Raw genomic sequence first — 22,240 nt, 5'->3', positions numbered from 1 at the left:
TTCAGAGTCCGGGATGATGCAGGGCGAGTCCGTCGCCGGTCGCAATCGCCTCTACGGACGCCGCACGTCTTTCGGCGTTTGAGGTAATGACCGTCTCCTCGTCCACCAGCCGTAGGGCGTTGGTGGGGCATACGCGGATGCACTCGGGCCCCTCCGGCAGGAAATGGCAGAGGTCGCATTTCACGGCAACCGTGCGCTGGCCTACCGTCCAGGCCAGCAGGGCGTGGACCGGGGTCTCCGTGACCGGCGCGGGCGTCGGCTGCAGGAAACCGCCATAGGTCATCGACGTCTCGCCCTGCGGCAGGGCGCCGTAGGGGGTGATCACGCCAAACGGACAGGCCAACGCACACATCTTGCATCCGATGCAGACGCTTTCATTGAGCTGGATGGACCTATCCTCGAAGGTGATCGCCTTGACCGGGCAGACCTGTTCGCAAGGGGCGTCGTCGCAATGGCGACACTGCATGGGCATGGTGCCCGCGACCGTGTGCGTTACGGTCAGCCTTGGAATACCCACGAGGCCGACCTTGACGTGCACCTCAACGCAGCCGACTTCGCAGGTGTAACACCCGATGCACAACTTGGGATCGGCGATGACGAAGCGGTTCATGCCGAAGCCGCCGCGTGCGCGCGCATCTCGACAATGGCGGCGGTTTCGACGTCCTGACGGTAGTACTCCCGCTTCGCCGCCACGCTCGCCTGAGCGTCGGCGGCCGAACTTTTGGTCACCTGCGCGGCGGAGACCTTGTATTCCGGAATGCCCGACAACGGATCAAGGTTGTCGGCGTTGGTCTCTTCGTTGCTCGACGCCTCCCAGAAATGGAAGGTGGAAAACACCACGCCGGGGGGCACGCGTTCTGTGACCCAGGCCTTGGCGATGACCGAGCCTCGCCGCGTGTTGATCTTGATGTACTGGCGGTCGCGTACGAAAAGGGCGTTGGCGTCCGCCGGGTTGATTTCAATCAACTCCTCCGGTCCGATCTGTTCGAGCAGCGGCGCCCGGCGCGTCATGGTGCCGGTATGATAGTGATAGACTCGCCGCCCGGTCGTCAGCATGAACGGATATTCGTTGTCCGGCCGCTCGGCGATGTGGCCGATGATCGGCGCGTCGAATGCTTTGCGCTCCTCCTCCGGCACCGAAATGGGATGAAAAAGGACCGGCTTGAGGGCGGCTTTTCCGGAGGGCGTGTGGAACAGACCGCCCGCATGCAGCACCGGCGTGCCGGGATGGTCCTCCGCTGGGCAAGGCGAGCACAGGCCGTGGGTCGTCTCGAGACGCTCATAGGTCATGCCGGCATAGGCCGTCGGCGCCATGCGCCGCACCTCGTCCCAGATGTCCTTGGGGCGGTCGTACGCCATGCCCTGATAGCCCATACGCTCCGCCAGCGCCTTGAAGATCCACCAATCCGCCTTGGCCTCTCCGGGCGCGAGGACGGCGGGCCGGACGCGCTGCACACGACGTTCGGTATTGGTGAAGGTGCCGTCTTTCTCGCCCCAGCCGCCTGCCGGGAGCACGATGTGGGCGCGCCGCGCGGTTTCAGTCATAAACAGATCGATCACGACCAGTAGGTCCAGCTTCTCCAGCGCGTGGGCGAAGTGCTGAGTGTTCGGATCGCTCATCATCGGGTTTTCGCCGTCGACGATGATGGCGCGGACCTTGCCGGCAAGGATGGCTGCGGGAATTTCCGTGATCTTCACGCCGACTTTCGGTGACAGCGCAACGCCCCAGGCTTCCTCGAAACGAAGCCGGTCGGGCTCGCTGGTGATGGGCCTGCCGCCTGGATAGACGTTGGGCAAGGCGCCCAGATCGCACGCGCCCTGGACATTGCTCTGCCCGCGCAGGGGACAGACGCCCGCCCCCGGTCGGCCGATCTGACCGGTCACCACCGCGAGATTGGCGATGCTGACCACGTTTCCGGTGCCACAGCTGAACTGGGTGACCCCCATTGCGTAGAGGGTCGCCGCCGCCTTGGCGGTGGCGAACGCACGTCCTGCGGCGGCGATGTCGGTAGCCGGGACGCCGGTCATCTGCGATACCCGCTCGGGCGAATAGTCCTCCACCGCCCGGGCGAGATCATCAAATCCGTTAGAGTGATCGCGGATGAAATCGGTGTTCTGCAGACCTTCTTTGATGATGACGTGAAGCATTGCGTTGATCAGAGGGATGTCGTGGCCCAGCGGAATGCGCAACCACAGGTCGGCCTTGTTGGCCATGTCTGTCATGCGCGGATCGGCCACGATCAGCTTGGCGCCGCGGGCCTTGGCCTTCAGTACGTGTTTGGCGATCAGCGGGTGACATTCGGCGGTGTTGGAGCCGATGATGAAGATCAGATCGGAGACATCGCCGAGTTCCGGGATCGAGTTGGTCATGGCGCCGTCGCCCAGCGTCATCGTAAGCCCGACGGTTGTGGGCGCATGGCAGAGCCGCGCGCAGTGATCGACGCTGTTAGTGCCAAGCACCGCGCGTGCGAACTTCTGTGCGACGTAGTTCTCCTCATTGGTGGCCCGGGCCGAGGAGAATACGGCGAAGGCGTCCGGTCCGCTCTCCTTTTTGATCACGCCGAGCTGATCGGCGATGGCGTCGAGCGCTGTGTCCCAGTCGACCGCGACGAAGCTGTCGCCGCGCCGCATCAGCGGCGTCGTGAGACGCCCCGGGTCCGCGACGTGCTTGAAGCCGTACATGCCCTTGAGGCAGAGCTCTCCCTCGCTGACCGGGTGGGTGGGATCGCCGTTGATATCAATTATCTTATTGTCCGTCACAGACAGACTCATGCTGCAGCCGGTTCCGCAATACGGGCAGATAGTCATCACGTCAGCCATGATCGAACGCTCCATGCATATCGTTGGATGTCGGCGTATCTGGGTGGGCTTCGGATCCTGGTCGTGATCGACCGGGATCCATCGGCATTCGATTCGAGGCGGTTTGGCTGTGAGGAAGCGAGGCGCTTCGGCGCGCCGCATAGGCCTGTCCGAGCGAAAGGCCGCCGTCATTGGCGGGCACCGCGCGCGGCAGCCATGGCGTCATTCCGCGCGCCCGAAGCGCCGCGGCAAGCCCTTCCGTCAGGACGCGGTTCATGAAACAACCTCCGCCGAACGCCACTTGCGTCAGCCCATCAGGCGATGCCGCCTCGACCACCCACGCGGTCAGGCCCTCCACGAGGGTGCCGTGGAATAGCTCTGCGCCTAGGCAAGGATCGCCATTCAGGTCCGGCAGCGCCGCGAGCAATGGTCGGAAATCCAGAACGCCCGCGTCAATGCGATATCCGCCGAAGAGGCAGCGGGGGACGCGGACCAACGCCTCGAGCTCCATGGCCGCTTGGCCCTCGTAGCTCTGGTGGGTGCGCAATCCCAAAAGTGCGGAGGCCGCATCGAAAAGGCGGCCCATGCTGGTGGTCGTTGTCCCTCCGCCCGGCCGGGACCACGCGCGGGCGAGCGTATCGGCTAGCTCGATTTCGGGAAAGCGTCCTGCCGCTTCGCCGGCTCGGCCGAGCGCAATGAGCGCCGCGACGCCCATGCGCCAGGGTTCAAGAGCCGCGCGGTCGCCGCCTGGTAAGTCAAGCGGCGCGAGGTGGCCAAGCCGCCGCCACTTCGAGCCATCAAGACGCATGAGCTCGCCGCCCCAAGCGCCGCCATCGTCGCCCTGCCCATGACCATCCAGCGCCACCCCAATCATCGGTCCGCGAAGCTGCTGCTCGGCGACGACAGCGTCGAGGTGGGCGGCATGGTGCTGAACGGCGAACACGGGGACGCCCGCGGCGTCCGCCAGATGCGCCGAGAAGCGCGTCGAAGGCAAATCCGGATGGAGGTCGCAACCAATTGCCTCGAGCGCGACGCCGAGGTTTTCGAGGAGACGCCGCGTCGTCTCCTCGTAGAGGCGAATGGTCGCGGCGGTATCGAGGTCACCGATATGCTGCGACACGAAGGCTTCGCGTCCGCGTGTGACCGTCACGGTGGCCTTCAGCAGGCCGCCCACGCCGAGGGTGGACGGTCCATCCTCTCTTAGCTCTATCGGCTCGGGGACGAAACCCCGCGCGCGCCGGAGGTAGACGGGGGCGTGGTCGATGCACGCCATGACGGAATCGTCGGCTCGCACCGCGATCCCTCGGTCGTGAGTGACGATGAGATCGGCGATGCCGGCAAGCCGATGGCAAGCCTCGCCATCGTCGATCACCAGCGGTTCGCCGCCGAAGTTGGCGCTGGTTGCGACCAGCGCGGTTTGGTCACCTCCCAGCGCGCGTAACAGCAAATGGTGCACAGGAGCGTGGGCGAGCATCACGCCAATCCTGTCGAGGCCCGGCGCGACGGACGGCGCCAGCAGCACCGGGCCACGCCGCATCACCACGACCGGTCTCGCGCTGAGATGGAGAAGCGTGCGCTCGGCTACGGTCGGCGCGGCGATCAGATCGACCGACGCCCCGTCGGCCATGACCGCGAAGGGCTTGCTCTCGCGCCTCTTACGCCGACGCAGCTCGGCCACCGCGGTTTCGTTGTGCGCATCACACATCAGATGGAATCCGCCGATGCCTTTCACCGCGACGATGCGCCCGTCCTTCAGAGCGTCGGCGATACCATCGATGGGATGGCTGAGCCGCGGCCCACAGACGCCGCAGGCGATGGCTTCGGCATGGAAGCGGCGGTTTGACGGGTCCCGATAGTCCTGGGCGCACGCCCCGCAAGGCGCAAATGCCGACATCGTGGTTTGCGGGCGGTCGTAAGGCAGACGCCGGGTGATCGTAAAGCGCGGCCCGCAATGAGTGCAGGTGACAAAAGGATAGAGGTAGAAGCGGCTAGTCGGGTCGAAAAGATCCTTGATGCAGGCATCGCAGGTCGCGGCATCCGGGACCATCCGTGTTCGCGGCGCACCTGTATGGCTTTCGCGTATCTCGAAGTCGCGGCTGCCTTGGAACGGTACTGCGGTGACCTTAAGCCCATCGACACGCGCGAGCGGCGGCTGCTCGTGCGCCAAAGCCTCGACAAAGTCGTCGACGTCGCGTCCCTCCACTTCCAGAAGAACGCCGTCGCAATCGTTCAGAACGAAGCCGGCGAGCTTGTATCGCGTCGCCAGCCTATGAACGAAAGGCCGAAAGCCGACCCCCTGAACCGCGCCACTCACTTGAACTCTCAGGCGCGTCGGCTTCACGCAGGCCGTGGCCGCCAGTCCGGAGTCTGTCCGTGTTTCCATGACAAAGGCCTGCATCATGGCGTCGCTGCGTGGCTGGCGTGGGCATGCTCTTCGATCCAGCGGTAGAAGGCGTCCAGGCCTTCGCCGGTTCGGGCCGACACCGGGAGGATTTCGATGCGTGGATTGACGCGCCGCGCGTATTCGAGACAAGCGGTCATGTCGAAATCTAGATGCGGAAGCAAATCTGTCTTGTTCAGAAGCATCAGGTCACTTTGAGCAAACATGTCGGGATATTTCAGAGGTTTGTCTTCACCTTCCGTCACGGACAAAACGACGATCTTGTGGGCCTCGCCGAGATCGAAAGCCGCGGGGCAAACGAGATTTCCGACGTTTTCGATGAAGAGCAGGCCACCCGCCGCGAGCGTAAGCCGATCAAGGGCGTGACCGACCATGTGGGCGTCGAGATGGCAACCCTTGCCCGTGTTGATTTGGACAGCGGACACCCCCGTCGCTCGAATTCGATCCGCGTCGTTGGATGTCTGTTGATCCCCTTCGATCACGATGATGGGAAAGCGATCATACAGATCTGCGATCGTATGCACCAACAGCGATGTCTTGCCGGAGCCGGGACTGGAAACGAGGTTCAGGGCGAAGACAGATGCAGCCTTCAACCGATTTCTGTTGACGTGTGCGAAACCGTCGTTCTTGGAAAGGAGATCTCTTTCGAGATGGATGATCCGCTCTTGGCTCGCCCCAGTCAGATGGAGTCCCGCTGGACCGGCGCCGAAGTCGATCCTGTCGCGAATCCGGTGACCGAGATCATGCGGCCCATCTGAGTGATGATGCTTGTGACGCTCGTCGGACGCGTGATTCTTTTCGATTATCGCCGTTCCGCAACCACAGACTGTGCACATTACTCGACCTCCAGTTCCGACAGCCTAAGCTCATCGCCCGCGGTCATCTCCAGCTGCCCTTGCCCACATTCGGGGCAGAAATCGTAGCGCGCGGCGATCGAAACATTGCGATCGCATCGCGGGCACCAGGCTTCGCCCGGCACGATATCCAGCTCGAGGCGAGCGCCCTCGGCGAGTGCGCCCTGACTCACCACACTGAAACAAAAGCGCAGGGAGTCCGGCTCGACATGGCCCAACGCGCCAACTTTCACGCGAACTTTTCGCACACGGGAGAAACCCTGCGCGCGGCCCTCTTCCTCGACAATGTCCACCAAGCTCTGAGCGAAAGCCAACTCATGCATGCCGGACGCCGCAGGTGGAAAAACCAACAAAATTGGAAAACTCACGAAGGATCGATGGGAGGCAGATGTGAATCGCTCTGATCATGTCTTGGCGCTTTCTCGACCCCGGGAGTGTTCGGGACGCGTTCACTTTGAATAGAGCTGAAAAACGGAGTCGCATTGATCGAAATCAAACGAGGCGCAGGCCAAAACATTCGGAAGCAAAGCGTCAGGCGCTTTGTCAAGTCCTCATCCGGTCAGACGTCGTAGGTCGGTCGCGGAGGCGGTCAACGCGGGAAGGTGACCTCTTCACGGTCAGACCATCGGGTTGCGATGCAGAGTTTGGTGCCGTCTTAAAATGGTCATACCCAGCCGGGGTAAGCTACCGGGCACGCCACGTCATGTCGAACTGCTTGAGGAGCACAAACACGAACCACAGACAGGCCTTTCAGAGACGCCGCGGGCTCGCAACATAAAAGCCGACCCGGTATTTACAGTGGTCATGGGAAGCTGACCCGCTAGTGATGCTAACATAAGTTAGCGTTGCGTCGACAACTCAATGGCTCCGGCGCTTCACTTATTAGGTGATCGACGAGAGTCCGATCAGGACTGACCGTTCGGCGTCGAGATCGCGCCCGATGTGATGGGATAATCTGTCCCCTACATCGACTGGCGTTGACCACGCGGGTTGAAACTGGCTGCGGCCAAATGACACTGGTCACCCCTTCGACGCCATCGCTCAGCCGGATGCTGGCTGGTCAGAAGGCTTGCCAGACGCTCTGATTGTTGCGTCAAGGCGTTCCGCAAAGGCTATCTATCTTCAGATTTCACAAACTCAGTGATGCTAAACTGGACGCCAGCGGCGAAGCGGCTGACTCGGATCAGCGTAGGTAGCCACACTTTGGAGTCTACGACTAAGAGGCGCACGTGAATGTTTCCCATGAGCGGGGGAAAGGCCGCTTACGGACAGCTGCGAAAGTTACGCCGGCGTTCGACTTGGGCGCGAAGCGGTTATTCATTCGCGGCGTGAACTTCGCATATGGGTCCCAACTCAGGCTGTTCCCCGTTCGGTGCTGAACTTCGGTTTTGGGGTAGATGATCGCCAAATTGCTCTATATGGGCGTCGAGGACGGGGAACTGGTCGCGACGCTTTGGCAATCCGGACTGAATGTCGTGGCGGAGGGGCATTGGACGCCGCCATCTCAGAGATCTGGCGGGCGGCGGACGCCGGACGACTGAGAGTGATGGGCATTGGCGGTAATTCCCGCAAAATCGTTAAGCTTGACCCCGGGGATCTCAAAGGAATTCCCTTCCTCAGGAGTCCACGAGGCGGCAATTTCCATTTCCTTCGCCCTTCAATCAAACTCTACGGACAAGGCGCTGCACCATCTACCGCACCTTCTCATGGGTCAGGCCAAAGAGGCCGGCTATTCTGCTCCGGTCAAGGCCGCGGTGCGAGCCCAGATGGCGGCAGCGATCCGGATTCTCAATGTCGCGCCGATTCGCCGCGCCAACCTCCGGCAAATTCGCATCGGCGAAAATCTCATCCGCAGCGGCGGCCCAAAAGCGCCTTACCGGCTCGTTTTCCCCGGCTATGACGTCAAGAACCGCGTGACTCTCGACTTTCCCCTCGACGCCGAACTGACGACGCTGATCGACGACTATCTGTTCAACTATCGCCCTGCTCTGGTCGACCCCCCGGGTGGTTCATGGCTGTTTCCGGGCGAACGGGACGACCACAAATGTCTTGCGACGCTGAGCTGTCAGATCACCGCCTGCATCGAGAAATCGATCGGCCTTCGCCTCACCGTTCATCAGTTCCGCCATTTGTCGGCGGCGATCATCCTAAAACACCAACCGGGTAATTACGAGCTCGTCCGCCTGCTTCTCGGCCACCGTACCGTGCAGGTCACGATCCGCAATTATATCGGTCTGGAAACCACGCACGCCAGCGAGGTCTATGGCGATCTCGTCCGCAATCTGCGCGCTCGGCGCGCGGAGGAGGAAGACGATGCATAAACTAGCGACCAATCAACCCTCTTGTGGAGAAGGACGTCTGATCATCTCTCCGCCGCACCGTCCTCAAACGCCGCAAATCCGCTCAGCGCCGATCGCCGATGGTCGATTGCTGACCGCGCAGCCTGGGCGCGCGCGATCGCGCCGGGCGTCCGCCTCCGCAAGGGCGGCGCCGGCGCGCATCTGGCTCGCATTACGCAGGGCGATCTCGCCCGCCGTTATGGTTATTTTGTCGATCATCTGATGCGGACCGGTCGCTTTGAACCGGACGCTGCGGCCGCTGGGCAAGTGACCCCCGACCACATTGAGCGTTTTCTAGAGGAGCTCCGATCGCGGATCGGCTCGGTCACTCTCGCCGGTACGATATATAAGGTGCGACGGGCCTCCGAATTGCTCGCGCCCGAACGAGACTTCGCGTGGCTCGGGGAGATTGAGAAGGACCTTGTCCTGGTGATGCAGCCCCTCTCAAAAAGCCATCGCATCGTTGATCCTGATCGCCTCGTTGAAGCCGGGCTCGCTCTCGTGCAAGAGGCGAACGACAACCCGACCCTCACGCCGCTGCGCCGAGCCCGTCAGGTCCGCAACGGCGCGATGATCGCCCTTCTTGCGCTCTGTCCGATCCGTCTTAAGAACTTCGCCGCCCTCGATCTGCAGACCAGTTTTCGCAGAATTGGATCGAGGTGGTGGATTGTGCTCGATCGCAGGCACACCAAAAGCGGTCGGCCGGACGAACGCCGCGTGCCGCGCGACCTCGACGCCGCGATCGCTTCGTATCTTTTGATCCACCGTCCTGTGCTGAGGGCGGTTGCGAGAAGGAAGAGTGACGCGATGTCTGACATCGGGCAGTCCCCCGCCGATACGCTGGACGCACCGCAGGCCCGCTTTGGTTGTCGTCAAACTCAGGCGAACGCATGAGCTATTCCAGCGTCGAGCAAGAGATAACCGCGACCACTCTCCTGACGCTCGGTGTCGAAGTCAGCCCACATCTGTTTCGGTCCTGCGCAGCTACCGCGATTTATGCCTACGCAGGAGACAACCCGAACCTCGCCAGCGCCGTCCTGCAACATACCGACCGAAGGGTAACTGAAGAGCACTATAACCGCGCAAGCAGCGTCCAGGCGGCGCGACAATATGCCGAGATCGTGAAAAGCGCCGCTCGTTAATAAAGCCGTGAACTGTCATGGCGTACTTCGTCGAGACGGTTAGGTTCTTATCCGGACTCCCTACACGGCTCCGCTGACACGACAGCGCTAGGTCCAATGAGCCTCAGACGACGACGTAAGCCCGGCAATGGGGGGCAGCGCCAGAGCGTTTTTCCACCCCCGGTGTAAGGATTCTGCAAGCAGGCGGGGGCGAAGTCGGGCGTAGATTGGGAGCTGCACCCGATCTTGTGGGCGCTCGTCGCGCAGTTGCGCCCTCTCCCGAGGCTCACTGACCACCCCGGTCGTAGGTCCAAATCCTGCCCCCGCAACCACTTCCGTCATAACTCGCTTACCGTCCCGATTTGACCGCCGGGGTGGCGTTGCCATGGCAGGATGTGTTTGAAGCTACCAAGTTTATCGCGGATGGCGGCACGGCTGACGATGATGAGGACTATGTCTACGGCCCTATAGTGGGGTGCAGATTCCTAAGAGAGCTTACCTTAATAAGCTCGACTGAAATGCCCGACCTTCCGCAGCTTGAAGCGACTTGATCAAATGCTCCGCGATTTCAGGCAAGGATGAAACATCCAGACAGTCTTGTGCCCACGCCTGATCCAAGAGTTCATCGCCGAGGAACGGGTCGAACTTCTCGACCTCCTTGTTTTTGACCATTCCGGCCAGTTCCACGGCGCTGGGCACATGACCGTAGGCCAAAGCCCCGAGGACATTTTCCAGGCTGGCATTGTGTTCAACGCCTACGCCAATCGCGATGCCAAGTGGCTCTGGCTCCAGATCGGCATTGGTGAGAGCCAACACCAGCGCCTGCTGCTTCTTCTCGCCCACCCAGGGGAACAGGAGAAGCTGTCCTTTGTGCCGAGCGATCAAAGAGTGTCGAAGGCCAAGCCTGTCGTAGGTTGTGCGGGCCTCGGAGACAAGTCGTTGGGCTGTGGGATCAACGAAAGCGGGCAACGTCAGATCCTCCCAAAACCGACGCATCTCCGCGACGACGCCGTCGGCCAGAGGTCGGGCCTCTCCTCCAAATGACTGCGGCACGCCTCCATGAGCCGGTCGAACAGTCAGTTCCCGGCGTTGGCCGTTGACCTCGATGACCCGCCACCGCCTGCCGGCTAGTATCAGCATCTGGCCTGGCGAGAAGGGGTTCACGCCCGGAACCTGCCCGACCGCGCGCCCACCCTCGGCAACGACCTTGTATTCTTCCGGGGACATAAACACCGCGAAAATGTCCCTGCCCTCGAGCAGGCGCTCGCCGGCGGGGCCCGGGAGCAGGGTGCCATCCAGGGCCTGCTCCAACAGGCCGACTTCCGGGTTCCCCATGCGGCGCAGCAGGGTCTTGAACAGGCCGATATCCACTCCGGTGAATGTCCCCGAACGGACCAAGACGTCCCAAGCCCTTGCGGCGGTGACGCCGCCATGCTCGGCCACCAGGGCCATCACTTGATGTAGCAGGGTCGAAAGGTGCAGGCGCGACGCGTCTGGCTCATTCCATCTCCTGAGCATGAGGTTGATCATCGCGATTGCTTGGACCGTCTGGGGTCGGAGCGCGTCGAGCGGATGCGTCTGGTTCGCCAGTTCGGATTCAGTCACGTAAACCCGCATTACTGCGGCGTGGCCTGGGCGACGGCCGGAGCGCTCCAGCCGTTGACGCATCCCGGATACTGTGTGGCCGGGGCCGATTTGCGCGACTGCCTCGATATCGCCGACGTCGATCCCGAGTTCCAAGGTGGTAGTGCAGATGATGGAGGCCGGTCGACTCCTATCCTTCATCCGCCGCTCGGTATGCTCACGATGCTCGCGCGGGAGATTGCCATGGTGAGCAAAGAACTCATCCGGCACTCCCATCGCTTCGGTCATCTCAGTTAGCCTGACCGTGGTCAACTCAACGTTCTGCCGCGAGCCGGCAAAAATCAGGCTGCGGTGCCCGCGGTGGGTTTCGAACAGGTGCCTCGTGAGGGCAATGCTTGCGGGGTCTTCGGGAACAGCCATACCACCAGCTTCAGACGGCGCAGCTGGAGGTTTTCGGACCTTGAAGGCTGGTTTGATGTAGCCCCGCAGTTGCAACTTGATTTGTGGCCCTCCAGGGCCCGGGGGAAGCACGTCAACTCGTCCTAACTCCAATGGTCGGAGGAAGGCACGAGCGGCGTCTTCGTCTGCAAGAGTGGCGGATAGACCGACCCTGATCGGCTTCACGTTGGCCGCGATGTCAATGCGGTGAAGGATGGACTGCAACTGCTTGCCGCGCGGGTCGTCAAGAAAGACGTGCATCTCATCGATAACCACGTAGGACAGCCCGCGGAAAAGTCGGGACACCTCTTTGCCGCGCCGCACCAGGATCGCCTCAAGAGACTCCGGCGTGATCAGCATAATGCCAGAGGGTTTCTTGCTGGCCTTTGCCTTGATGCTGGCCGACACGTCGCCGTAGCACTTAATCACCTCGATGTCCATCTCAGAGCACAGGCTTTCCATGCGACCGAACTGGTCGTTGATCAGCGCTCGCATGGGCCTGATATAGATAGCCTGAAAGCCGCTGCCGCGCACCCCTCCGTCGGTGGCAAGGCGGGATACGATGGGCAAGAACGCAGCCTCGGTCTTCCCGCCAGCAGTCGCGGCCATAATGATCAAGTCTCGCTCACCCACGAGGAGGTGCGGGATGGACCGTTCCTGAACGTCGCGCAGCCCTTCCCAGCCCTGCTGCCAGATCCAGCGCCTTACCTTCTCGTGCAGGCCGTCAAAGGCGGACATGCGCGCGTCAGAGACTGAAAGTGGCTAGGCTATCATCACCATCACCCTCTATCGCCCCCGCTGCCGGCAACTTTGCGTCCCGGGGCTCGTCGGCGATGTCGGCCTGAGGCGTTGGGCGGTCAAACGTGATGTCGATTGCGCCCAGAAGCGTGGCCCACTCGGCGCCTGGGTTCTGTTCGAGGATCGCCATCAGGTCCAGGAACGCCCTGATTGTGTTTCGAGGCGTTCGGAAATAATCGTCGCCGATCTTCTTGGAACAGTGCTCCAAAAAAGAACTCAAAGCCGAATCCGGGACGGGCAAGCGCTCTGGATCACCACCCGCCCACAGCAGGCACAACCGCTCAACGAGCACCTGCATCTCTTCAGGCGTCAGGCTCTGCAGCCGGATGACCGGGCCGGACATGTCAACGAGACCGCCGCGGGCGAAGGAGTTCTCGGCCAAGCGTGTTCGCTGTCCAGGCCGGTCAACGGGCTGTCAAAAGCAGGGGTTGCCTCTTCCGGCTCGGGTTCCGCCTCAGTGAAGATGCTCGCCAGCATGGCCGAAACGCTTTCCGTCTCCGCGCGAATTTTCGTGAGTCGATCAACATCAGGGCCGACAGGTTTCGCGGTTGGGGCTGGCGGGATGGGGTGGACGACCTCGACGGCGAGACAATCTCGCTAAGTCCGTCGATCGGTAATTGGACGCTGAATTGCAGGTCACACTATGTGATTGACCGCGGCAAGGTGATCGAAGCCGGCCCTTGGTGCGACGAGCAGGTCGAAGCCGAGCGTCGTCGTGATCGCGCCGCCAAAGTGCGCTTCTACGGGCAGTCGTCAAAGGTCGAACCTCCTGTTCAGCCCCATCCACCCAAAGCAGCACCGAGCTTCTGGCGCCGCGTCTGGGACAGGGCATCCGGCAAAACGCAATGATAAGCCCGAGGGTCACATGCCGTCGGGCTTAGCGGACTTCGGGGTTGCATGGTTAGGCTGCCGCTTCGCAGACCCCACGAAAGCTATTGACCGCCTTCGCGAATGGCGGCCTCGGGAGGCATGTCGTCGATGGACCGCTCGCCGGCCACGTCGGCTGGGAGAATCTGGCTTCGCCACTCGTCTTTAAATACTATGCCTGAAGGCGTGCTCTTCATGACCCTGGAAGACGAAACGTGCATCTCCAACTTCGTCGCCCGGACGAAGGTATTCGAGGCCAACCGAGCGCTGTCCTGCCGGCGAGCATGATGGCCCTGCGCGGACGCATCCAGCGCGAGGGCGACGTGGTCCACCACTTGGTCGCCCAGCGCATCACGAACCTCTCGGCCGATCTCGCCAGCTCCGGCAGCCGGGAAGTGGCCTTTCCGTTGCCTCATGGTCGGGGCGATCAGGTTCGCAACGGCGGGCCGGGGCCCGACCCGCGTGAACTGCCGCCCAGAGGTCTTCGCACCCGTCGACAGCTACGCTCTCGACCCGTCAGCCGACACGATCAGGGTGAAGGCGCGAGATTTCCGGTCCACCATGAGGCGGATGAGCATCTGCGTTTAAAGTCCGGGCGTCGGGAACGCGATCCGGCAGGCGAAGGCCGAGAACCGCATGAACGACAGGCGATCGTTGATCAGAAACCCGGCGCGCTCGTCCGACAGACTGCTGGCGGCCTGGATGAACAGAATTTTGAACATCATCACCGGATCGAACGGCGGCCGGCCGCCTTGCACGCCGTCCGAATAGCCCAGCACCGCAAGGAGCTCGGCGCGCAACACCTCGAAATCCACCGCGGCGCTGAAAGCTTCAAGCTGGTCCCCAAGATCGCTCAGCCGCCGCAAACGATCATCGACGTCGAAAAATCCCGGCTCGCCCCGCATCGATCCGCCTCCTGGCCACTCACAGCAAGAGAATCACAAATCATCGCCAACCGATATGTTTTGAGACGCGTCCAGCTGGACGCTTCTAAAAACCTCGCCAATTCCTGCGATTTTTGATTCCATCGTCTCCGTTGGATCGGAGGTGATTCGATGCGAAGCCAGCCCGGATTTTTCGACGTCGATGATCGTTTGCGGCGGCTGAGCGATCTTGGGGACCAGCTCGAGGCGTTCCGTGCGGCGGTGGATTTCGAGATGTTCCGCCCTGGCCTAGTCGCGGCGCTTTCTTATTCCGATGGTGCGCAAGGCGGGCGTCCGCCATTCGATCCGGTCATGATGTTCAAAATCCTCGTCATTCAGGCGACGAACAATCTCTCGGACGAACGCGCCGAGTTCCTGATCAATGATCGCCTGTCGTTCATGCGTTTTCTCGGAGTTGGATTATCAGATCGCATCCCCGACGCGCGGACGATTTGGCTGTTCCGGGAGAAACTGACGAAAGCCGGCGCCATTGGGCCTTTGTTTGAGCGTTTCGATGCGACGCTTCGGCAATCCGGCTACATCGCCATGTCGGGTCAGATCGTTGATGCGAGCCTGATCGCCGCGCCACGCAACGCAACACCATTGAAGAGAAGGCGGCGATCAAGGAAGGGCGGGTCCCGGACGGACTGGAAGGACAAGCCCGCGAAACTGCGCCAGAAGGATCGCGAGGCGCGTTGGACGGTCAAGTTCACTAAGGCCAAGCTGCGCGAGGATGGCTCGACGCCGCCGGTCGATCTGGCGATTCCTATCTTCGGCTATCAAAACCACATCTATTGATCGCGGCTTCGGCTTTATTCGCAAATGGAGCGCGACAGACGCCGCCGCCTATGAAGGCCGGCGCCTCCGTGAAGGACTTCTCGACAAGACCAACACGGCGAGCGCAGTCCGGGCGGACACAGCCTATCGCTCGAAAGCCAACGAAGAGTTCATGGAAAAGAACGGCTTCGTCAGCCACGTTCATCGCAAGAAGCCGAAGGGCTGCGCCATGCCAGAGGCTCTCTCCCGGGCGAACAACGCCAAATCGAAAGTCCGATCCAAGGTCGAGCATGTCTTCGCCGAGCAAAAGGACCGGATGGACTTATTCATCCGCACCATCGGGATCGCCCGGGCGAAAGTGAAGATCGGAATGGCGAACCTCGTCTACAACATCAAAAGATTGCTGTTCCTGCGGCGCATCGCCCTGGCCTAGCGCCTTCAATGCCGCCGCTGACGGCACAAAACAAAACGTCGACCAGGAGCCTTTCTTCAGAGAAAGCCCACGTCGAATCCGATCAATCCCGTCCAATTAGGGCAACGGAGGCTGTTGAATAGAAGCGTCCAGCTTCGTCTGAACGGTCGGACCTCTTAGATCCCCGGAAGCGACGGCGTCGAGCAGGTTATCGATCCGACGCTCGAGATCCTTCTGTTCCCGCGCGAGCGCTTCGCGCCGTGTATCGCGATCGCGACGGCCTTGATTGATCTCCTTGTTGAAGGCCCGGACAAACTCCTCGACGAGATCGAGCGCCAGCAGCTGGCGCTGCAGAGCGTCGATAATCCAGCTGTCGATTTCGCTTCGACGAACGCTCGCGCGATTGACGCATGTTCCTTGCCTCCGGGCGGCGGAGCAGGCGATATAGTCTTTGCCGATTGGCGCGGCTGCCCCGCCGCAAACGCCGCAAACCGCTTTTCCAGTCAGGAGATGGCGAGGCCGCCGGCGGGTCCAGAACTCGGTCGCGCGCGCCTTGACGACCGGGCCGCTGGTCCTAATGGCGCCGAGCCGCGTCTGGACGCGGTTCCAGAGATCATCGTCCACGATGCGCAGGTCAGGGGCATCGTGACAAATCCACTCCTCAGACGGATTGAGCCGCGAAACCCGCCGTCCCGTCGCTGGATCCTTACTGTCATTCAAACTAAACTGCCAAGCTAAACTGCGTTCGCCGCCAGGGACCGCAGCCTGTTTTTCATCAAGGCCCGATTCTGGGCAAGCCGCTGGCTCGCTTTGATCCCATTGGCCAGATTGTAATGTCGCTCGCCGACCTCGGGCGAAGCGTGCTGCAGTAGGCCGGGGATGAGGCCGATCCGCTCGGGAGCGTCCATCGCCAGATAGGTGGCGGCCGATCGCCGGAAATCGTGCAGACACATGTCCCTGCCGAACCGCTTCATGAGATGCGCCCGGGCGATGTCATAAAGGCGGCCGGCCGACAAAGCGCCACGCCTGTGCGAGACCCACAATCCGTCATTCGGGCGAGACCCGAGGAGACGCGGCCGTATCTCTTTAAGATAGCGTTTCATATAAGGGGCAAGCGCCGCTGGTACGGGAAAGCTCTCAGAGCGCCCGGACTTCGTGTCAGCGGGATGCAGAAGCAGGTTGATGTCGCCGCCGTCGATCTCGATGTGCCGATCGACCGTCAGGGCCGCGAGACTTCGTCGCCGGATCGGCCAGAGGCTGAGCAGGGGGAGGATCAGCCCATCCCGGTATTGCAGTTCGCGCGTTCTGCGGCTGGTCGCCGCCATGGTGAGAGCCTTGTCCATCAGTTCGATGCCGAAGTCGAGCGTCTGACAGGGCGGCGCCAGCCGGTCAAAGCGGTCGGCCGGCCGCGCGCGGGTGAGGAGGCGGCCTTTGATCGCGGCGAGCCATCCCCAGTCGCGTTCGCCGGCGATCAGGCGGGCCGAATAGCAAAGGCTATGGATCATCTGCGCGACCGAGGAAGGAACCATGTCCAGGCTGAGGCGGGCGACATAGTCGCGTACGCGTTCGAGGGAAATGCGATCGGCCGGCAGCCTTAGAAGGTCGCCCGGGTGAGCGGCGTGCAGGAATCCCAGCCAGCGACTGTATCCCATGCGGATGCTGGTTCGGGTGCCCTCCGCGAGGTGATCCCCACCCCCGCTTGTTTCGTCGAACAGATCACCGCCCTTGAAGGCCGCCTCGAACGCCTGACGATCCGCGGCCGGCCACTGCAATTCGGGGAGATGTTTCATGACGCGCCCCCCACCTCGCGACGCCCGATCCGCTTGATCGCCTGTTTCGCTCCGGCTTTCTTGCCGGGGCGCGCCAGCTGGAGCTTCTCGCGCTGTCCGAAGAGATGTTTCGCGTAGGCCCGGCTGGCGCGGCGGCTGCCGGAACCGGCATAGATCAGCGTGGTTTTGGCCGATGAATGGTGAAGAATCGCCTGCGCCGTCTGATGGTCCTCGGGGTTCGCCTCGAGATAGACGCTCGCGGCGAAGTGGCGGAACTGGTGCGCAGTCATATGGACTCCGACGTGCTTCTCGATCATTTCGGTGATCTGGAGAGAGAGCGTGCCTTGGTGTTTGGGGCAGCCCTTTTCCGTGACGAACAGAAATTCGTTTGGATCGGCGCCGACGCGCGGCAGTAGGTGACGCCGGTACCAACGGAGTCGCCGTGCGACATCCGCCGGTATCTCGACCGTCAGATCCTGGCGCCTGGCCTTGGTTTCCTCGGCGGGAATGTGCAATAGCAATGGGCCCCTGGACCCATCCGGCTCCACGAAATGGCGGCGCCAATGCAAGGCGTACAGATTCTGGGGTCGGAGAGCGCAGGCTAGGCTCAGGACTCATTGATTGAGATAGAAGAGGACGGCGGCTGCGATGCAGATGGCGGAGAAGAAGGTGTGGGCGCATCGATCATAGCGGGTTGCGATGCGCCGCCAGTCCTTGAGCTTGGCGAACATGTTCTCGATTTTGTGACGCTGGCGGTAGAGCGTCTTGTCATAGGCAATGGGAAGCTTGCGGCTTCTGGTTGGCGGGATGCAGGGCTCGACGCCCCTGGCCTTCAGCGCGGCGCGGAACCAGTTGCTGTCGTAGCCCCTGTCGGCGATCAACATTGAAGCGGGCGGTAAAGCCTTGAGCATCAGCCGCGCGCCCTTGTGGTCGCTCATCTGGCCCTCCGAGAGCAACATGACGAGGGGCTTGCCGGCGCCGTCGCAAACGACGTGGAGCTTCGAGTTCAGTCCGCCTTTCGTGCGCCCGATACGGCGGGGAAGAGCCCCTTTTTGAGCAGGCTCGCCGCTGTGCGATGCGCCTTCAGATGCGTGGCGTCGATCATGATGCGCTCGGGCTTTGGACCTTCGCCAGCGAGCGCGGCGAATATGCGGTCGAAGACGCCGAGCCGGCTCCAGCGGATGAAGCGATTGTAAAGCGTCTTGTGCGGCCCGTAATCCTTGGGCGCATCTTTCCATTGCAGGCCGTTGCGGATCACATAGACGATTCCGCTGACCACCCGACGGTCGTCAACCCGCGGAACGCCATGCGACAGAGGAAAATGCGGCGCAAGCCGCGCCATCTGCCGCTCGCCCAACAAAAACAAATCACTCATCCCAGCCTCCCCATGCGGAGACCAGGAATCACATCTCAGGCAAATTTAATAGGTCCTGAGCCTAATTGGATGTCGATCGCAATCGCGATTTGCGCCTCGACGAACGGCAGGCCAGGCGCTCCCTTTTCTGAAGCGGCTTTGGCGAGCACTGTTTCGGGGAGGAACAGAAGCTTGGCGCGGAGCCCTTCCGACTCGAGCTGGCGCAAGAGCGCCTTGTTCTTCGCCGTCAGATCGAACGGGATAGCGGGCAACTTGGCGGCGAGAGCCTTGAGTTCGGCCACCCGCTCCACGGACGCGCCCGCGTGATGCTTGGCGGCCTGGATGAGCGTTTTGGCGATGCCGACGGCAAAGGCGCTCGGTTTTCCGTCCCGCGCCCCATGATAGTGGCGCAGAATGGTTTTGAAGCGCTCTCGCTCGACAAGATCCGCGAGTGAAGCGATGTCCGCTGCATCGATCCCCGATTCGACGAGCACCGACGCCGCCAGACGCAGATGCTCACGTTGCTGTCGCAGCGTGCTCGGCGCTAGGTCCTAGACCCATTATCAGGATTCCCGAATCGGCCGTTGCGTGATTCAATCTTCCGATCATGGAGGTTGAGATGGCGCGGTTTGATCTGACGGATTTCGAATGGTCGGTGATCGAGCCGCTTCTGCCAAACAAGCCGCGGGGCGTTCCGCGCGTTGACGACAGGCGTGTGCTGAACGGGATATTCTGGCGCTTGCGGACTGGCGCGCCCTGGGCGGATATTCCGGAGCGCTATGGTCCGCACACGACCTGCGTCAATCGTTTCAACCGGTGGCGCAAGGCCGGCGTCTGGGATCGCATTCTCAAAACAGTGTCAAAGGCTTACGACGGCGACATCCAGATGATCGACTCGTCCTCCATCCGCGTCCATCAGCACGCCGCCAACGCCCAAAAAAAGACGACGGATCCCGTTGCATGGGTCGCTCGCGCGGCGGCCTGACGACAAAGATCCACGCGCTTGTCGACGCCGAAGGCTTGCCGATCGACCTGAAGCTGACCGAAGGCCAGGCGCATGACGGACGCAGCGCCTCCGACATGCTGGACGCGCTTGTCCAGGGGCAGATCCTTCTGGCCGACCGCGCCTATGACAGCGACGCGCTGCGCCAGAGCCTCGACGCTCGCGGCGCATGGGCCAACATCAAGCCGATGCCGAACCGCAGGAACGTCCCGCCGTTCAGTTCCTATCTTTATCGCTACAGAAATCTCGTCGAGCGCTTCTTCAACAAGATCAAGCACTATCGCGCCGTCGCCACGCGCTATGACAAGCGAGCCGATAATTTCCTCGCCGGGGTCAAGCTCGCCTCAATCCGCATCTGGTTGCGCTTTAATGAGTCGATGACCTAGAGGCCGCCGCGGGGCCGCGGCGGCCTCGTCAAACAGGTCCACATCGGCGCGGCTGGCGAGATAGGCCTCGGCGTCGGCTCGGAAGCTCTCGCTGAGATCGTCCCAGCCGAGCCGCTTGCGCGGCGCTCGGAAGGAGATCCGCGACAGCTTGGTCTTCGGCCAGCCTTCGACCGTCGCGGCGGCCTCGTTCCAAAGAAGTGGCGCTCTGCGCACGATATCGCGGGGCTTGGGGCAATGTGTGCGCGTCTCCAACCAGATCGAGAACCGCTGCACGGAATCGTCGGTCACGGCATTGGGCGGGATTTCGTTCATGGCGCACCAGTTCATGAATGTGGCGAGGCCCTCGGCGAGCCGCCTGTTCGCGCCTATGCCTTGCAGCAGCGGCGCCCAGTCCGGGTGACGCCGCGCCACCAATCCCCGCCCCATGTCGTCGAGCGCACCGACTTGCTGCAGGGCGGCCGCAACGAGGCTTCTCTGGTTTGAGAACGTCTTGGCGCTGACTCCAAACTTCGCCGGTCGGATCTTGCGCAATTCCGCCCGCAATGCGCAAGCGTCGGCCGGGATGCCCGACGGCGAGCGGCCGGCCATTTCGCAGAGGCGATTGATCGCCGAGATCATGTCACGACGTCGAGCCGGATCGAGGTCGGCCGAAGCCACAATTGCGAGCACGTCCGCCAATGTATTCGTCTTGGTATTCAGGGTAGTCATTTTTACGTCCAAGTCTCATAATTGACGAAGCGGCGAAAAGACCCCGTTGAAACTGATCCATTCGGGAAACATATCATAACGTAGATGGAACGATTACGTTGATAACGGTTTCCCGATACTGCCTTAGGCTTCCATTTTTTCTTTTGATTTCAACGTTGATCTCATTTTGCTGCGTTAGGGTTGGCGCGAGCGACCGGGCGGCGCTCCGACGCCACGCCGTCCTCACCAAGACTGCGGGCAGGCGAGCGATTTCGCTGGCGTGCTAATGTTCGCGGGCTGGCGTCGCTTGCCGCCCTGCGGTCGACGTCGTTCGTGGTTTCAGGGGGCGCCGGCGTCTGGCCCAGACATTCGCGAGCCGTCTGCCGCGCCAGCAGGCGCACGAGGGCGATCAGCGCATCCGTCGCCGACGTCTGATTCGTTAGGGATGTTGTTGCGCCACGGGTCTGCATCTCGACACGCTACTGGGGCGGTCGGGCGACGCTCGCATGGCCAAATCGTTGTCAATCTTGCGGAGACGCGCCCCTCAGCACGGTGCGCGTCCGGCTGCGCCAGGCGTCCTCGAAAAGTTCCAGTTCCAGTTGCAAGGGCTCGCTCGCTGCGGCGAGGAAGCGAATAAAGGGGCCTCCGGATATCCCCTCGTCAGGTCGGTCGGGTCCCCCGACGGAGGTTGCGGGCTCCTTCCCGGTGATAATGCGATGGACGCTCATCATCGCAGCCACCCAGTCGTTGATCGCAACATCGCCGGAATTGCCTTCCTCCACCATCATCTTTCCGACTTCTGCGGCCTCGGTAGCCGCCTGTTCAGCGCGCCGGCTCAATTCGGCTGCGGCTGCGGCGGCTTCCACGATCTCCACCAAACGGGCGACTCGCCCTGTCGCTTGCATGACCGGCGTCGTATCGCGCTCGCCCAGCAAAATCAGGGCGTCGAAAATCTCAGGATCGCCAGGACCGTCGACTGCCTCATCGAGATCGACGACGCCGAGGCTCTTCAAGAGCCGGCGGCCGCTCTTCGCAATTTGATCGAGCTTCCGGCGCAAGCTGGATGGAGGGGTGCGGGCTAGCCGGGCGCTGTCGAGCCGATACCAACGGGCCGCCGCTTCGAACAGCGTCGCATGCTTATTGATCTCCTCGACCTGCACGCCGACGGCGGCGGCGATCTGCTCGAAATTGACTTGCCCATATGCGGCCGCCAGCACACGGGGTTTTGGAGCTAAATCGACTTGCCGCCTCATGCACCACCTCCGGTCTCATCAAACACCTTTTTCTACCCGCACCCCTATTCGAGCAGAACGCACAAACGTTTGCCGAAGAGAAAAGGCCGCTTTGCCCTCCGAAGGCAGAGGCCAGGGATTCGAATCACTTCTGTCGGGCCAATTTAACTCATTGAAACACATAACATAATTGATTTATGTCCGTAACCTTAGTTTTCATTCATTTCGCCGGGTAGCCACCCGACAGCCACCGCGTTGAATTTGGGGGTTTGCTGATAAATACCAACTTGCCCTCCGCTGCGCCGTTCAAGAATGTACACGGCCTCCAAATGGCGCGACGCAGTTGTGCCTCGGCAATGCCGGGTGATCAGCGACGCAGGCATTCCAGGCGTGGGATGATTTTTCGCTGGACCCGAGGCGAGATACTTTCGGCTGCGTTAACAGCGCGAGCGTCTGCATGGCCTCCTCGGGGTATCGCTTCGTCTCACCTAAAATA

The 22,240-nt window shown here is 61.8% G+C and carries 21 protein-coding genes and 4 pseudogenes; 8 read left to right on the top strand and 17 right to left on the bottom strand.

The genetic code is table 11. The features are described 5' to 3' along the window. Position 1: 1 nt before the first annotated feature. From WDN46_16715 to hypA, 5 genes are read right to left on the bottom strand one after another with little or no spacing between them, the layout of a single operon-like run. Positions 2-610 carry a 4Fe-4S dicluster domain-containing protein gene (locus WDN46_16715; protein MEJ0094995.1) on the bottom strand — a complete coding sequence of 203 codons (609 nt, stop codon included), beginning with the start codon at positions 608-610 and terminating at the stop codon, positions 2-4. Continuing rightward, on the bottom strand, positions 607-2,820 hold the full coding sequence (fdhF, locus tag WDN46_16710) for a formate dehydrogenase subunit alpha (GenBank protein ID MEJ0094994.1): 2,214 nt from the start codon (positions 2,818-2,820) through the stop codon (positions 607-609). Before fdhF ends, WDN46_16715 begins: the two co-directional genes overlap by 4 nt. Then, the gene (gene hypF / locus WDN46_16705) at positions 2,813-5,182 is read right to left on the bottom strand and encodes a carbamoyltransferase HypF (GenBank protein MEJ0094993.1); all 2,370 of its coding nucleotides are present in this window, start codon (positions 5,180-5,182) and stop codon (positions 2,813-2,815) included. Before hypF ends, fdhF begins: the two co-directional genes overlap by 8 nt. Before the next feature lie 14 nt (positions 5,183-5,196). Further along, a complete protein-coding gene (gene hypB, locus WDN46_16700) occupies positions 5,197-6,036 on the bottom strand; it encodes a hydrogenase nickel incorporation protein HypB (GenBank protein ID MEJ0094992.1) in 840 nt (279 codons plus the stop codon). Further along, positions 6,036-6,377, bottom strand: a complete 342-nt coding sequence (gene hypA, locus WDN46_16695; protein ID MEJ0094991.1) for a hydrogenase maturation nickel metallochaperone HypA — start codon at positions 6,375-6,377, stop codon at positions 6,036-6,038. The genes hypB and hypA overlap by 1 nt, the downstream gene beginning before the upstream one ends. Before the next feature lie 1,074 nt (positions 6,378-7,451). Here hypA and WDN46_16690 point away from each other — a divergent pair. The 4 genes from WDN46_16690 to WDN46_16675 are packed head-to-tail and all read left to right on the top strand — an operon-like array spanning position 7,452 to position 9,535. Beyond that, positions 7,452-7,595 (top strand): hypothetical protein, encoded by a 144-nt coding sequence (locus WDN46_16690; protein MEJ0094990.1) that lies wholly within the window; start codon positions 7,452-7,454, stop codon positions 7,593-7,595. A gap of 42 nt (positions 7,596-7,637) precedes the next feature. Then, complete coding sequence (locus WDN46_16685) at positions 7,638-8,375, top strand: tyrosine-type recombinase/integrase (protein MEJ0094989.1); 738 nt, start codon at positions 7,638-7,640, stop codon at positions 8,373-8,375. Between the two features lie 21 nt (positions 8,376-8,396). After that, positions 8,397-9,287, top strand: a complete 891-nt coding sequence (locus WDN46_16680) for a hypothetical protein (protein MEJ0094988.1) — start codon at positions 8,397-8,399, stop codon at positions 9,285-9,287. Next, on the top strand, positions 9,284-9,535 hold the full coding sequence (locus tag WDN46_16675) for a hypothetical protein (GenBank protein ID MEJ0094987.1): 252 nt from the start codon (positions 9,284-9,286) through the stop codon (positions 9,533-9,535). Before WDN46_16680 ends, WDN46_16675 begins: the two co-directional genes overlap by 4 nt. 474 nt (positions 9,536-10,009) lie before the next feature. Here WDN46_16675 and WDN46_16670 read toward each other — a convergent pair whose 3' ends face one another. Next, positions 10,010-12,274 (bottom strand): DEAD/DEAH box helicase, encoded by a 2,265-nt coding sequence (locus WDN46_16670; protein MEJ0094986.1) that lies wholly within the window; start codon positions 12,272-12,274, stop codon positions 10,010-10,012. A 7-nt stretch (positions 12,275-12,281) separates the two neighbouring features. Then, entirely contained in the window at positions 12,282-12,716 is a 435-nt protein-coding gene (locus WDN46_16665; protein ID MEJ0094985.1) for a BREX system ATP-binding domain-containing protein, read from the bottom strand. A gap of 185 nt (positions 12,717-12,901) precedes the next feature. On the opposite strand from WDN46_16665, the gene WDN46_16660 reads away from it, so the two are divergent. After that, the gene (locus WDN46_16660; protein ID MEJ0094984.1) at positions 12,902-13,183 is read left to right on the top strand and encodes a DUF6527 family protein; all 282 of its coding nucleotides are present in this window, start codon (positions 12,902-12,904) and stop codon (positions 13,181-13,183) included. Between the two features lie 83 nt (positions 13,184-13,266). Here WDN46_16660 and WDN46_16655 read toward each other — a convergent pair whose 3' ends face one another. Further along, positions 13,267-13,617: a hypothetical protein gene (locus WDN46_16655; protein MEJ0094983.1), complete on the bottom strand. Its 351-nt coding sequence runs from the start codon at positions 13,615-13,617 to the stop codon at positions 13,267-13,269. Positions 13,618-13,786: 169 nt separating this feature from the next. Next, positions 13,787-14,106 (bottom strand): annotated as a pseudogene (locus WDN46_16650) (transposase). Between the two features lie 150 nt (positions 14,107-14,256). Between WDN46_16650 and WDN46_16645 the strand changes: the two are divergent. Further along, positions 14,257-15,334: pseudogene (locus WDN46_16645) on the top strand (IS5 family transposase). A gap of 96 nt (positions 15,335-15,430) precedes the next feature. On the opposite strand, the gene WDN46_16640 reads toward WDN46_16645, so the two are convergent. The 6 genes and pseudogenes from WDN46_16640 to WDN46_16615 form a co-directional block, all read right to left on the bottom strand. Continuing rightward, a complete protein-coding gene (locus WDN46_16640; protein MEJ0094982.1) occupies positions 15,431-15,937 on the bottom strand; it encodes a zinc ribbon domain-containing protein in 507 nt (168 codons plus the stop codon). A gap of 110 nt (positions 15,938-16,047) precedes the next feature. Continuing rightward, the gene (locus tag WDN46_16635) at positions 16,048-17,103 is read right to left on the bottom strand and encodes a hypothetical protein (protein MEJ0094981.1); all 1,056 of its coding nucleotides are present in this window, start codon (positions 17,101-17,103) and stop codon (positions 16,048-16,050) included. Continuing rightward, a complete protein-coding gene (locus WDN46_16630; protein ID MEJ0094980.1) occupies positions 17,100-17,693 on the bottom strand; it encodes a site-specific integrase in 594 nt (197 codons plus the stop codon). Before WDN46_16630 ends, WDN46_16635 begins: the two co-directional genes overlap by 4 nt. Positions 17,694-17,696: 3 nt before the next feature. Further along, positions 17,697-18,320 carry an IS5 family transposase gene (locus tag WDN46_16625; GenBank protein MEJ0094979.1) on the bottom strand — a complete coding sequence of 208 codons (624 nt, stop codon included), beginning with the start codon at positions 18,318-18,320 and terminating at the stop codon, positions 17,697-17,699. Next, a pseudogene (locus WDN46_16620) lies at positions 18,287-18,424 on the bottom strand (transposase). Before WDN46_16620 ends, WDN46_16625 begins: the two are co-directional and overlap by 34 nt. A gap of 68 nt (positions 18,425-18,492) precedes the next feature. After that, positions 18,493-18,930 carry a hypothetical protein gene (locus tag WDN46_16615; GenBank protein MEJ0094978.1) on the bottom strand — a complete coding sequence of 146 codons (438 nt, stop codon included), beginning with the start codon at positions 18,928-18,930 and terminating at the stop codon, positions 18,493-18,495. A gap of 113 nt (positions 18,931-19,043) precedes the next feature. Between WDN46_16615 and WDN46_16610 the strand changes: the two are divergent. Together WDN46_16610 and WDN46_16605 are read left to right on the top strand one after the other, a co-directional pair. Continuing rightward, positions 19,044-19,331, top strand: a pseudogene (locus WDN46_16610) (IS5 family transposase). Beyond that, positions 19,232-19,825: an IS5 family transposase gene (locus tag WDN46_16605; protein MEJ0094977.1), complete on the top strand. Its 594-nt coding sequence runs from the start codon at positions 19,232-19,234 to the stop codon at positions 19,823-19,825. Before WDN46_16610 ends, WDN46_16605 begins: the two are co-directional and overlap by 100 nt. Here the strand turns inward: WDN46_16605 and WDN46_16600 are convergent. Together WDN46_16600 and WDN46_16595 are read right to left on the bottom strand one after the other, a co-directional pair. After that, positions 19,784-20,533, bottom strand: a complete 750-nt coding sequence (locus WDN46_16600) for a hypothetical protein (protein ID MEJ0094976.1) — start codon at positions 20,531-20,533, stop codon at positions 19,784-19,786. The genes WDN46_16605 and WDN46_16600 overlap by 42 nt on opposite strands. Before the next feature lie 500 nt (positions 20,534-21,033). Then, positions 21,034-21,765 (bottom strand): hypothetical protein, encoded by a 732-nt coding sequence (locus WDN46_16595; protein ID MEJ0094975.1) that lies wholly within the window; start codon positions 21,763-21,765, stop codon positions 21,034-21,036. Positions 21,766-22,240 lie beyond the last annotated feature (475 nt).

The sequence above is a fragment of the Methylocella sp. genome (genome assembly GCA_037200525.1).
Classification (GTDB): Bacteria; Pseudomonadota; Alphaproteobacteria; order Rhizobiales; family Beijerinckiaceae; genus Methylocapsa.
Note: the sequence above shows the minus strand (reverse complement) of the source record. Positions and strands in the feature narration are given on the sequence as shown.